The 12547-nt window shown below is 59.6% G+C and carries 11 protein-coding genes; 6 read left to right on the forward strand and 5 right to left on the reverse strand.

Annotated elements, in window-relative coordinates; all coding sequences use genetic code 11:
- The first annotated feature begins 103 nt into the window (after positions 1 to 103).
- Complete coding sequence (locus EI969_RS08160; protein WP_160387020.1) at positions 104 to 544, forward strand: DUF3757 domain-containing protein; 441 nt, start codon at positions 104 to 106, stop codon at positions 542 to 544.
- 145 nt (positions 545 to 689) lie between these two features.
- Here EI969_RS08160 and rlmF read toward each other — a convergent pair whose 3' ends face one another.
- From rlmF to EI969_RS08185, 5 genes are all read right to left on the reverse strand, one after another.
- Positions 690 to 1721, reverse strand: coding sequence for a 23S rRNA (adenine(1618)-N(6))-methyltransferase RlmF (rlmF, locus tag EI969_RS08165; protein WP_160387021.1), 1032 nt, complete (start codon positions 1719 to 1721; stop codon positions 690 to 692).
- 228 nt (positions 1722 to 1949) lie between these two features.
- Complete coding sequence (locus EI969_RS08170) at positions 1950 to 4796, reverse strand: valine--tRNA ligase (RefSeq protein ID WP_160387022.1); 2847 nt, start codon at positions 4794 to 4796, stop codon at positions 1950 to 1952.
- A 230-nt stretch (positions 4797 to 5026) separates the two neighbouring features.
- Entirely contained in the window at positions 5027 to 6343 is a 1317-nt protein-coding gene (locus EI969_RS08175; RefSeq protein ID WP_160387023.1) for an MFS transporter, read from the reverse strand.
- 261 nt (positions 6344 to 6604) lie between these two features.
- The gene (locus EI969_RS08180; protein WP_160387024.1) at positions 6605 to 7837 is read right to left on the reverse strand and encodes a transporter associated domain-containing protein; all 1233 of its coding nucleotides are present in this window, start codon (positions 7835 to 7837) and stop codon (positions 6605 to 6607) included.
- Between the two features lie 12 nt (positions 7838 to 7849).
- Positions 7850 to 8662 carry an inner membrane protein YpjD gene (locus EI969_RS08185; RefSeq protein ID WP_160387025.1) on the reverse strand — a complete coding sequence of 271 codons (813 nt, stop codon included), beginning with the start codon at positions 8660 to 8662 and terminating at the stop codon, positions 7850 to 7852.
- A gap of 210 nt (positions 8663 to 8872) precedes the next feature.
- On the opposite strand from EI969_RS08185, the gene ffh reads away from it, so the two are divergent.
- The 5 genes from ffh to rplS all read left to right on the forward strand — a co-directional run bounded on the left by ffh (position 8873) and on the right by rplS (position 12444).
- Positions 8873 to 10249, forward strand: a complete 1377-nt coding sequence (gene ffh, locus EI969_RS08190) for a signal recognition particle protein (RefSeq protein WP_056726162.1) — start codon at positions 8873 to 8875, stop codon at positions 10247 to 10249.
- Positions 10250 to 10499: 250 nt separating this feature from the next.
- Complete coding sequence (gene rpsP / locus EI969_RS08195; RefSeq protein ID WP_007972721.1) at positions 10500 to 10751, forward strand: 30S ribosomal protein S16; 252 nt, start codon at positions 10500 to 10502, stop codon at positions 10749 to 10751.
- A 5-nt stretch (positions 10752 to 10756) separates the two neighbouring features.
- Positions 10757 to 11293: a ribosome maturation factor RimM gene (gene rimM, locus EI969_RS08200; RefSeq protein WP_008053499.1), complete on the forward strand. Its 537-nt coding sequence runs from the start codon at positions 10757 to 10759 to the stop codon at positions 11291 to 11293.
- 2 nt (positions 11294 to 11295) lie between these two features.
- On the forward strand, positions 11296 to 12048 hold the full coding sequence (trmD, locus tag EI969_RS08205; RefSeq protein ID WP_007897583.1) for a tRNA (guanosine(37)-N1)-methyltransferase TrmD: 753 nt from the start codon (positions 11296 to 11298) through the stop codon (positions 12046 to 12048).
- A gap of 45 nt (positions 12049 to 12093) precedes the next feature.
- Positions 12094 to 12444: a 50S ribosomal protein L19 gene (gene rplS / locus EI969_RS08210; RefSeq protein ID WP_003175895.1), complete on the forward strand. Its 351-nt coding sequence runs from the start codon at positions 12094 to 12096 to the stop codon at positions 12442 to 12444.
- Positions 12445 to 12547 lie beyond the last annotated feature (103 nt).

The raw sequence follows: 12547 nt of genomic DNA on the forward strand, positions 1-12547 counted from the left end.
GTTGAGTGTGCGCCTTGGGTCGGTACCATCAATAGGCGTAGCACTTGGCTTTGCGGTAAATAGCCAAAATCAAATTTCAGTTATTGGTTACAGGGACGTTTTTATGAGAGTTAAAGAGTTGTTGATGTGTATATCGGTTCTGGTGTCCGGCCAGGCTTTGGCAAATGTTACCGAGTACTGCCCAAGTCCAGCTGACATCAAGGAGTTTGGAGTCGGTACGTATATAGCCCCGACAGCAAGTGGCGACGGACAATGGTACGGCGTATCGCAAACCGGGCGCGGGCTGGTAGGTGAGTTCGAGTCGGCGATATTCGCACCTCGCGTAGCAGCCGAGGGCGGCACCGTCGCCGGTGAGGTTCTGCGTTGTGGCTACAAACTGCGAAATGGCGGTAATCTGGATATGAGATTCAAACGAGAGGGAACTCTAGTAAGTATTGATACCCGTGGGCCGTGGGAGGAATGGCTTGGTCAATATTACTGCGATAGCAAAGAAGCACGAGCCTGTGCATTCAAAGAGAATGTTCGTACAAACTCCAGAATGTAAATGTCTAGGTTTTGCTGTTATCGATGTTGCAGAAAAGTTGTCAGGCAGTTAGTGGTTAACGAACCGAGCGCCACTGTTAACCGATGAGGTTTGTTAAAAGCCGTGTCCAGAATTCATCCGGGCACGGCTTTTTTACGTTTGGCTTTTATTCGGCTGTAGCTTTCGACCATCGTGCCTGGCGCCAGGCTTGTTGCTGCGCTTGTGTCTGGAAGGTCCAGGCGACGAAGCGGCTCTGTTTTTGGCCCTGGCCCATTTCCACCACCCGACTGTCCAGCACACCGGCCTTTTTCAAGGCGGTCTGGATCGCCGGCAGGTTCGACGCCTTCGATACCAGCGTGCTGAACCACAGCACTTGTTGCGCCACCTGCACGCTCTCGCTTACCAGTTGCGTGACGAAGCGTACTTCACCGCCTTCACACCACAACTCCGCCGCCTGCCCGCCAAAGTTCAACACCGGCAGCTTGCGTTTCGGATCGGCTTTGCCCAGGGCTCGCCATTTGCGCGTGCTACCCCGTGTGGCCTCTTCCAGTGAGGCATGGAAGGGCGGGTTGCACATGGTCAGGTCGAACCGCTCTGCGCTCTCCAGCAGGCCGGTGAGGATCTGTTTGGGGTTGCTCTGCTGGCGCAGCTGGATCGCCTTGTTCAGGCCATTGGATTGAACGATGGCCTTCGCTGCGGCGATGGCGGTCGCGTCGATATCGGAACCGAGGAACTGCCAGCGATAGTCGCTGTAGCCGATCAGCGGATACACGCAGTTGGCGCCCATACCGATATCCAGCACCTTCACGGCGGCGCCACGGGGGATCACGCCGTCATTACCGGTGGCCAGCAGGTCGGCGAGGAAGTGCACATAGTCGGCACGGCCTGGCACCGGTGGGCACAGGTAGTCGGCCGGAATGTCCCAGTGGGCAATGCCATAGAACGACTTGAGCAGCGCCCGATTGAACACCCGCACGGCTTCCGGGCTGGCGAAGTCGATGCTCTCCTTGCCGTAGGGATTGATGATCACGAATTTCTTCAGTTCTGGCGTGCTTTTGATCAGCGCCGGAAAGTCGTATCGACCCTGATGGCGATTGCGCGGATGCAGGCTGGCCTTTTCCTTCGGGGCGACGGCCGTGGCCGGGGTCTTCGGGGCAGGCTTTTTGCGCGCAGGCTTGGGGGAGCGGGGGGCGGTCATGGGTGTTGTCGATTCGGGTATGGCTGAAAGTGGCGGGCATTGTCCCACATCTGTCGTCACAACACGGTGCGCGTTTGTGTAGGAGCCGGCTTGCTGGCGATTGGGGCGACGCGGTGTTTCTGAAGGACCTCGTTATCATTTCTTCGCCAGCAAGCCGGCTCCTACAGGACCGCGGGGTAATGAAAAAGGGAGGCCACTTGGGCCTCCCTTTTTCATTGCGATTTGCCGTTACAGGCTGGCAATCCGTGCATGCTGCTCGGCCAGCTTGCCCAGGGCCTGTTCGGCCTCGGCCAGTTTGGCGCGTTCTTTCTCGATGACTTCGGCTGGCGCCTTGTCAACGAAACCGGCGTTGGACAGCTTGCCGCCGACACGTTGCACTTCACCCTGAAGACGCTGGATTTCCTTGTCCAGACGCGCCAGTTCAGCGCCTTTGTCGATCAGGCCGGCCATCGGCACCAGCACTTCCATCTCGCCGACCAGTGCGGTGGCGGACAGTGGCGCCTCTTCACCCGCAGCCAGAACAGTGATCGACTCGAGGCGTGCCAGTTTTTTCAGCAGGGCTTCGTTCTCGGTCAGACGACGCTGATCTTCAGCGCTGACGTTCTTCAGGAACAGCGGCAGCGGTTTGCCCGGGCCGATGTTCATTTCGCCACGGATGTTGCGAGTGCCGAGCATCAGGCCCTTGAGCCATTCGATGTCATCTTCGGCCGCCGGATCGATGCGCTCTTCATTGGCCACCGGCCAAGGTTGCAGCATGATCGTCTTGCCTTCGATGCCGGCCAGCGGCGCGATGCGCTGCCAGATTTCTTCGGTGATGAACGGCATGAACGGATGCGCCAGGCGCAGGGCGACTTCCAGGACGCGCACCAGGGTGCGACGGGTGCCGCGCTGGCGTTCGACCGGTGCGTTTTCGTCCCACAGCACAGGCTTGGACAGTTCCAGGTACCAGTCGCAATACTGGTTCCAGATGAACTCGTACAGGGCTTGCGCGGCCAGGTCGAAACGGAACTGGTCGAGCTGGCGGGTCACTTCGGCTTCGGTGCGTTGCAGCTGCGAGATGATCCAGCGGTCAGCGAGGGAGAGCTCATAGGCTTCGCCGTTCTGGCCGCAGTCTTCGCCCTTGTCCAGCACGTAGCGCGCGGCGTTCCAGATCTTGTTGCAGAAGTTGCGATAGCCTTCGACGCGGCCCATGTCGAACTTGATGTCGCGACCGGTGGACGCCAGCGAGCAGAAGGTGAAGCGCAGGGCGTCGGTGCCGTAGCTGGCGATGCCTTCAGCGAATTCGTCGCGGGTCTGCTTCTCGATCTTCTTCGCCAGTTTCGGCTGCATCAGGCCCGAAGTGCGTTTCTGCACCAGTTCTTCGAGTTGGATGCCGTCGATGATGTCCAGCGGGTCCAGGACGTTGCCCTTGGACTTGGACATTTTCTGGCCCTGACCGTCACGCACCAGGCCGTGCACGTACACGGTCTTGAACGGAACCTGCGGCGTGCCGTCTTCGTTTTTCACCAAATGCATGGTGAGCATGATCATCCGGGCAACCCAGAAGAAAATGATGTCGAAGCCGGTCACCAGCACGTCGGTGGAGTGGAATTTCTTCAGGAATTCGGTCTTTTCCGGCCAGCCGAGGGTGGAGAACGTCCACAGGCCCGAGCTGAACCAAGTGTCGAGAACATCGTTGTCCTGCTGCAGAGCAACGTCCGGGCCGATGTTGTGCTTGGCGCGCACTTCGGCTTCGTCGCGACCGACGTAGACCTTGCCCGACTCGTCGTACCAGGCCGGAATCCGGTGGCCCCACCACAGCTGACGGCTGATGCACCAATCCTGGATGTCGCGCATCCACGAGAAGTACATGTTTTCGTACTGTTTCGGCACGAACTGGATGCGACCGTCTTCAACGGCAGCAATCGCAGGCTCGGCCAATGGCTTGGTCGACACGTACCACTGGTCGGTCAGCCACGGTTCGATGATGGTGCCGGAGCGGTCGCCTTTCGGCACTTTCAGGGCGTGGTCGTCGACGCTGACCAACAGGCCGGCAGCGTCGAACGCGGCGACGATCTGCTTGCGCGCTTCGAAGCGGTCGAGACCGGCGTATTCGGCCGGGATCTTGCCGTCGATGGTTTCGTTCAGCGTGCCGTCGAGGTTGAACACCTGGCAGGCTGGCAGAACGGCTGCGTTCTTGTCGAAGATGTTCAGCAGCGGCAGGTTGTGACGCTTGCCGACTTCATAGTCGTTGAAGTCGTGGGCCGGGGTGATTTTCACGCAGCCGGTGCCGAATTCAGGGTCGCAGTAATCGTCGGCGATGATCGGGATGCGGCGGCCAACCAGTGGCAGCTCGACAAATTTGCCGATCAGGGCTTTGTAGCGTTCATCGTTCGGGTTAACGGCCACGGCGGAGTCGCCGAGCATGGTTTCCGGGCGAGTGGTCGCGACGATCAGGAAATCGTTGCCTTCAGCGGTCTTGGCGCCGTCAGCCAGCGGGTATTTCAGGTTCCACAGGAAACCTTTCTCGTCGTGGTTCTCCACTTCGAGGTCGGAAATCGCCGTGTGCAGCTTGGTGTCCCAGTTGACCAGGCGCTTGCCGCGGTAGATCAGGCCGTCTTCGTGCAGGCGGACGAAGGCTTCTTTAACGGCTTCCGAGAGGCCGTCGTCCATGGTGAAGCGCTCGCGGCTCCAGTCGACGGACGAGCCGAGGCGACGGATCTGACGGCTGATGTTGCCACCGGACTCATCTTTCCATTCCCAGACTTTCTCGAGGAATTTCTCGCGGCCCAGGTCGTGGCGGCTCTGGCCCTTGGCTTCGAGCTGGCGCTCTACCAGCATCTGCGTGGCGATACCGGCGTGGTCGGTGCCCGGCTGCCACAGGGTGTTGCGACCCTGCATGCGGCGGAAACGGATCAGGGCGTCCATGATCGCGTTGTTGAAGCCGTGACCCATGTGCAGGCTGCCGGTGACGTTCGGCGGCGGGATCATGATGGTGTAGGACTCGCCCGCGCCTTGCGGGGCGAAGTAATTCTCTGACTCCCAGGTGTTGTACCAGGAAGTTTCAATGGCGTGCGGCTGGTAGGTCTTATCCATGCGCGGCGGGACCCTATTGGCATTTATTCAGGAAAAGCCGGGAAGTATAGCGGGGATGAGCCGATGCGCGTAGAGCGAGGTGACAATGGGTGGGGGAAAGTTGTGGTTGGTGTTTTGTCAGAGAGGGCCCCATCGCTGGCAAGCCAGCTCCCACATTGTTGGTGTCGATCACAAAAATGTAGTGCGACACTAATCCTGTGGGAGCGTGGCTTGCCCGCGATGGCGGTCTATCAATCGATGCGATTCAAATCGTTATGCCGCGTTTCCTTCAGGCACAGCACCGCAATCAAACTCAGCACCGCCGCCCCCGACACATACCCGCCGACATAACTCAAACCACCCATCGCCACCAGTTTCTGCGCGAAGAACGGCGCTGCGGAAGCACCGACAATCCCGCCCAGGTTGTAGGCCGCCGAGGCGCCGGTATAACGAACGTGAGTGGGAAACAGTTCCGGCAGCAGCGCACCCATCGGCGCAAACGTCACACCCATCAGAAACAGTTCGATGCACAGGAACAACGCCACGCCCCAGGTCGAGCCCTGGGTCAGCAGCGGCTCCATGAGGAAACCGGACAGGACCGCCAGCACGCCACCGATGATCAGCACCGGTTTGCGCCCGTAACGGTCGCTGGCCCAGGCCGACAGCGGGGTCGCGGCGGCCATGAACAGTACGGCGAAACACAGCAGGCCGAGGAAGGTTTCGCGGCTGTAGCCGAGCGTCGCCACCCCGTAACTCAGGGAAAACACGGTGGAGATGTAAAACAGCGCGTAGCACACGACCATCGCGCCGGCGCCCAGCAATACGGGCATCCAGTATTGACCGAACAGTTCAAACAGCGGGATCTTCACTCGTTCCTGCCGTGCCACGGCATTGGCGAACACCGGCGTTTCATGCAGCTTGAGGCGCACGTACAGGCCGACCATCACCAGCGCGGCGCTGAGCAGGAACGGAATACGCCAGCCCCATGAGCGGAACTGTTCATCGTCCAGGACCAGGGCCAGTGTCAGGAACAGGCCATTGGCCGCCAGAAAGCCAATGGATGGACCCAGTTGCGGGAACATGCCGAACCACGCGCGTTTGCCTTTTGGCGCGTTCTCCGTGGCCAGCAATGCCGCACCGCCCCATTCGCCGCCCAGCCCCAGGCCCTGGCCGAAGCGCAGGACGCACAGCAGGATCGGTGCCCAGGCGCCAATACTGTCATAACCGGGCAGCACGCCGATCAGCGTGGTGCACACGCCCATCAGCAGCAGCGAAGCGACCAGGGTCGACTTGCGGCCGATACGGTCGCCGAAGTGACCGAAAAGTGCCGAACCCAAGGGGCGCGCAAGGAAGGCGATGCCGAACGTGAGAAACGCCGAAAGCATCTGGGCGGTGCCGGATGTCTGGGGAAAGAACACCGGGCCGATCACCAGCGCGGCGGCGGTGGCATAGACATAGAAATCGTAGAACTCGATGGCGGTGCCGATGAAGCTCGCGGTGGCCACGCGGGTGGCGGAGTTCGTCGGTTGCGCCGGTGTGGCGTCGTTGTAGGTCGTGCTGGTCGTCATGCGGTGATCCCTGACAGTTTTGTGCTCCGGTGGAGCGAATTATTATGGTCGAGAACCCAGGGATGTGGGTGAGGGCGCGGTCGCTGTTTCAGGTAGGAACAGGCGTCGGTTTTTTGCAGTTCTTGTCGATGGTCGGGCCGGAAGCTGCGAGGTGCGGGGTAAGCACGGGGCCGGCGAGGCTTGGGTAAGCGATTCGATTATAGGAAGGTGGCTAACGATCGAACAAGTGGCTTGAGTGACCACAAAAGACTTGCCCGATAGTCAGATAACCACAGGCATCGAACTGGTCTGCCAGATCAGGACCCGCGTGACACGGTTGTCCTCGGTCTCGAGGATTTCCAGGCGATAGCGACCGATCTTCAGGCACACCGCGCTGTCGGGAATGGTTTCCAGCGCCTCGGTGACCAGGCCGTTCAGGGTTTTCGGGCCGTCGCTGGGCAGGTGCCAGCCAAGGCTTTTGTTCAGCTCGCGGATGGACGCGGCGCCGTCGATCACCAAGCGTCCGTCGGCTTGCGGATGGATATGCGGGTTGTCCAGACTGTGCTGGCTTTCGAACTCGCCGACGATTTCTTCGAGAATGTCTTCCAGGGTGACGATGCCAAGCACTTCGCCGTACTCATCGACCACCATGCCCAGGCGTCGCTGCTGCTTGTGGAAGTTGAGCAGCTGCAGCTGCAGCGGGGTGCTTTCCGGCACGAAGTACGGCTCGTGACTGGCCGCCAGCAACGCTTCCCTGGTCAGGCTCGCGTCGGGCAGCAAGTGCAGGATGTGCCGGGTGTTGAGGACGGCTTCGACCTGGTTGATATCACTGTGGAACACCGGCAGGCGCGTGCGTTTGTTGTGGCGCAATTGCTCGATGATTTCTTCGATGGAGTCATCGAGGTTGATGCCGTCCACATCACTGCGCGGTACCAGGATGTCATTGACCGTGATGTTGTCCAGCGCGTGGATGCCTGGCAGCGGGTGAGGGCGGCTGACGGTTTCCGGCGTGTCCTGGCGTTCCGTCAGCGTTTCGTCCTCGCTTCGTTGCACCACTTTGGCTTTGCGGGCGAATGGTCGCGTCAGCACCTGACTGATGCTGTTGAGCAGCCATGCCGCGGGATAGATGATTGTCAGCGGTACGCGCAACAGATTGTTGCCCTGGGCCAGGATCGCATCCGGATAGCGCGTGGCCAGCGCTCGTGGCAAGTAATCGGAAAACACCAGCAACATGGCGCCCGCCCCAAGGCAGGCGACCCAGGGGCCGTTCTCGGCCCAGGTGAAAATGGCCAGCAACGTACTGATGACCACCGCGAGTGCACGGCAGAGGGTGTTGCAGAAAATCAGGCTCGCCAGGGGGAAGCTGAGTTTTGCCACCGGCTTGTCGCTGGACCGCGTTGCGGTGCGTTGGGCCAGTAAATGCTGGTGCGCCGCTTCGATGGCGGTAAACAGCCCCGACCATAAGATCAGCAGGGTCACTACTGCGAGCATCGGCCCTATGGGCAAGTCGTCCATTAATGCCGCCCGTCAGATATGCAGGATGTATTCACGAACCAGTTTGCTGCCGAAATACGCCAGCATCAGCAGGCAAAAACCGGCCAGGGTCCAGCGAATGGCTTTGTGCCCGCGCCAGCCGAGGCGATTGCGCCCCCACAGCAGCACGCTGAAAACGAGCCAGGCCAGGCAGGCCAGCAGGGTTTTGTGCACCAGATGCTGGGCGAACAGGTTTTCTACGAACAGCCAGCCGGAAATCAGCGACAGCGACAACAACGTCCAGCCGGCCCAGAGAAAGCCGAACAGCAGGCTTTCCATGGTTTGCAGCGGCGGGAAGTTCTTGATCAGGCCGGAGGGGTGCTTGTGCTTGAGCTGGTGGTCTTGAACCAGTAGCAGCAAAGCCTGGAACACCGCGATGGTGAACATGCCGTAGGCCAGAATCGAAAGCAGGATGTGGGCGAGGATGCCCGGCTCCTCATCGATGACCTGCACCGTACCGGCCGGCGCGAAATGCGCCAGCAACACAGTCAGGGCCCCAAGCGGGAACAGCAGGACCAGCAGGTTCTCCACCGGAATCCGCGAGCAGGCCAGCAGGGTCAATGCAATGACCGCCACGGCAATCAGGCTGGCGGCATTGAAGAAATCCAGGCCCAGGCCGATCGGGGTCAGCAGGTGGCTGAGCAGGCTGGCGCTGTGGGTCAATACGGCGAACACGCCAAGTATGACCAGCAGGCGCTTGTTGATCTTGGCGCCGGAAGCCAGGCGAGTGCCCTGGTAAAAGGTCGCAGCGGCATACAAGCAGGCGGCGGCGAGGGTGGTAAGCAAGCTGGGTGACAAGGGGAGCATAAATCCTGTTAGGCAAGCCCGAAAGTCGCTGAGTTTGGCATAGAACCCCTGCCGCACGAAAGACCGCACAACCCGACAGCGAGGTGTCCGCCGGCCACAGTCTTCGCTATAATCCGCGACCTGCCCACGCCGCAGGCTCGCCGAGCACACGTTTAGTCCGGTCCGGGCCGCCATTATCCCGGTCTACACAGGGCCTGAAAGGATCGCGCAATGTTTGAAAACTTAACCGACCGTCTCTCGCAGACGCTGCGCCATGTCACCGGCAAGGCCAAGCTGACTGAAGACAACATCAAAGACACCCTGCGCGAAGTGCGCATGGCGTTGCTCGAAGCCGACGTCGCCCTGCCGGTGGTCAAGGACTTCGTCAACTCGGTCAAGGAACGCGCCGTCGGTACCGAGGTGTCGCGCAGCCTGACGCCGGGCCAGGCCTTCGTGAAGATCGTCCAGGCCGAACTCGAAAGCCTGATGGGCGCGGCTAACGAAGACCTGAACCTGAGCGCCGTTCCACCTGCTGTCATCCTGATGGCCGGTTTGCAGGGCGCGGGTAAAACCACCACCGCCGGCAAGCTCGCGCGCTTCCTTAAAGAGCGCAAGAAGAAGTCGGTCATGGTCGTGTCCGCCGACGTTTATCGTCCGGCGGCGATCAAGCAGCTGGAAATGCTCGCCGGTGAAGTTGGCGTTACCTTCTTCCCGTCCGACCTGAGCCAGAAGCCGGTCGAGATCGCGCAAGCGGCTATTAAGGAAGCAAAACTCAAATTCATCGACGTGGTCATCGTCGATACCGCCGGTCGCCTGCACATCGATGAAGAGATGATGGGCGAGATCAAGGCGCTGCATGCCGCGATCAACCCGGTCGAAACCCTGTTCGTGGTCGACGCCATGACCGGCCAGGACGCCGCCAACACGGCCAAGGCCTTTGGCGATGCATTGCCGCTGACCGGTGTGATCCTGACCAAGGTCGACGGCGACGCCCGTGGCGGTGCCGCGCTGTCGGTGCGTGCCATCACCGGCAAGCCGATCAAGTTCATCGGTATGGGCGAGAAGAGCGAAGCGCTCGATCCGTTCCACCCTGAGCGTATCGCCTCGCGCATCCTCGGCATGGGCGACGTGCTCAGCCTGATCGAGCAGGCGGAAGCGACCCTCGACAAGGACAAGGCCGACAAGCTGGCCAAGAAGCTGAAGAAGGGCAAGGGCTTCGACCTCGAAGACTTCCGCGATCAGCTGCAACAAATGAAGAACATGGGCGGCCTCGGCGGGCTCATGGACAAGCTGCCGAACATGGGTGGCGTGAATCTGGCGCAGATGGGCAACGCCCAGGGTGCGGCAGAGAAGCAATTCAAGCAGATGGAAGCCATCATCAACTCCATGACCCCGGCCGAGCGCCGCGACCCTGAAATGATCAGCGGTTCGCGCAAGCGTCGGATCGCCATGGGTTCCGGCACCCAGGTGCAGGACATCGGTCGCTTGATCAAGCAGCACAAGCAGATGCAGAAGATGATGAAGAAGTTCTCCGCGAAAGGCGGAATGGCCAAGATGATGCGCGGCATGGGTGGAATGCTACCCGGCGGCGGTATGCCGAAAATGTAAAGTATTTGCGCCGACTGTCAGGTCGGCGCTGCCCCACACGGACGTGGGATACACAGCAAACCCGCACTTGGCGGGAGCTGACCGGCCGTTTTCAACGACGGCTCTATAGCAAATCTGCATGGCGGCCGATAGACCGCCGGAAAAAGTCATTTGCAAAAGTCCGGATATTCCTTAGAATATGCGGCCTTTCGGGCACCCATGCCCGCTGTGCCTTTAGATTTGCAGCACCGACTACAGGAACGATGTTCACATGCTAACAATCCGTCTTGCCCTTGGCGGCTCCAAAAAGCGCCCGTTTTACCACTTGACCGTAACCGACAGCCGCAACCCGCGCGACGGTTCGCACAAGGAACAGGTTGGCTACTTCAACCCTGTTGCCCGTGGTCAGGAAGTTCGTCTGTCCGTGAACCAAGAGCGCGTAGCCTACTGGCTGAGCGTTGGTGCACAACCTTCTGAGCGCGTTGCTCAGTTGTTGAAGGAATCTGCCAAGGCTGCGGCCTGAGCAATATGAACGCGACGCCAGCCATTGCTGATGATTTGATCGTTATCGGCAAGATTTATTCTGTTCACGGCGTTCGCGGCGAAGTGAAGGTGTATTCCTTTACTGATCCGATCAAGAACCTGCTGGATTACAAAACCTGGACGCTCAAGCGTGACGGCAATGTAAAGCAGGTAGAGCTGGTCAGCGGACGCGGGAACGACAAGTTCCTGGTCGCAAAGCTCAAGGGTCTCGATGATCGCGAAGAAGCTCGTCTTCTGGCCGGTTATGAAATCTGCGTGCCGCGCAACCTGTTCCCTGAACTCACCGACGGCGAGTACTACTGGTACCAGCTGGAAGGTCTCAAGGTCATCGACACCCTCGGGCAACTGTTCGGGAAGATCGATCACCTGCTGGAGACCGGCTCGAATGATGTAATGGTGGTCAAGCCTTGCGCTGGCAGCCTGGATGATCGCGAACGCCTGTTGCCCTATACCGAGCAATGCGTGTTGGCCGTCGACCTGGCAGCGGGCGAGATGAAGGTGGATTGGGACGCGGATTTCTAAGCGTGGCTAACTTGCGCGTAGAAGTGATCAGTCTGTTTCCCGAGATGTTCTCTGCCATCAGCGAGTACGGCATCACCAGTCGTGCGGTGAAACAGGGGCTCTTGCAGCTCACCTGTTGGAATCCGCGAGACTACACGACGGATCGACATCACACTGTGGACGATCGCCCGTTTGGCGGTGGTCCGGGCATGGTGATGAAGATCAAGCCCCTGGAAGATGCTCTGGTTCAGGCCAAGGCAGCAGCCGGGGAGGCGGCGAAGGTAATTTACCTGTCGCCCCAAGGCCGCCAGCTGACTCAGTCGGCGGTACGCGAGTTGGCGAATCTGGATGCATTGATCCTGATTGCCGGCCGCTATGAAGGCATTGACGAGCGTTTTATTGATGCTCATGTCGATGAAGAGTGGTCGATTGGCGACTATGTACTGTCTGGCGGCGAGCTGCCGGCGATGGTCCTGATCGATGCGGTTACACGACTGCTGCCTGGAGCTTTAGGGCATGCGGACTCCGCCGAGGAAGATTCCTTTACGGATGGTTTGCTGGATTGCCCGCACTACACCCGACCGGAGGTGTATGCGGATCAGCGTGTTCCCGACGTATTGCTAAGTGGCAATCACGCGCACATCCGGCGTTGGCGTTTACAGCAGTCCCTTGGTCGGACCTTTGAACGACGCGCCGATCTTCTGGAAAGCCGCTCGCTTTCTGGAGAAGAGAAGAAGCTGCTCGAGGAATACATCCGCGAGCGGGACGATAGTTAACAACGTATCGATGGTAGATCCGACGATTTACCTTAGGAGCACAGCATGACTAACAAAATCATCCTTGCACTCGAAGCAGAGCAGATGACCAAAGAGATCCCTACCTTTGCCCCGGGCGACACCATTGTCGTTCAGGTGAAAGTGAAGGAAGGCGACCGTTCGCGTCTGCAAGCGTTCGAAGGTGTTGTTATCGCCAAGCGTAACCGCGGCGTAAACAGTGCATTCACCGTTCGTAAAATCTCCAACGGTGTTGGCGTAGAGCGTACTTTCCAGACCTACTCCCCGCAAATCGACAGCATGGCTGTTAAACGTCGCGGTGACGTACGTAAAGCCAAGCTGTACTACCTGCGTGACCTGTCGGGTAAAGCAGCTCGCATCAAGGAAAAACTGGCTTAAGTCCAGCTTCCGATGCAAAAAAAGCAGCCTGCGGGCTGCTTTTTTGTTGCCTGCGATTTGATGATGGCCAGGGTCTGCGCGAAACCCTGTAGGAGCGAGCCTG

The organism is Pseudomonas sp. PB101 (assembly GCF_009764265.1).
GTDB lineage: Bacteria > Pseudomonadota > Gammaproteobacteria > Pseudomonadales > Pseudomonadaceae > Aquipseudomonas.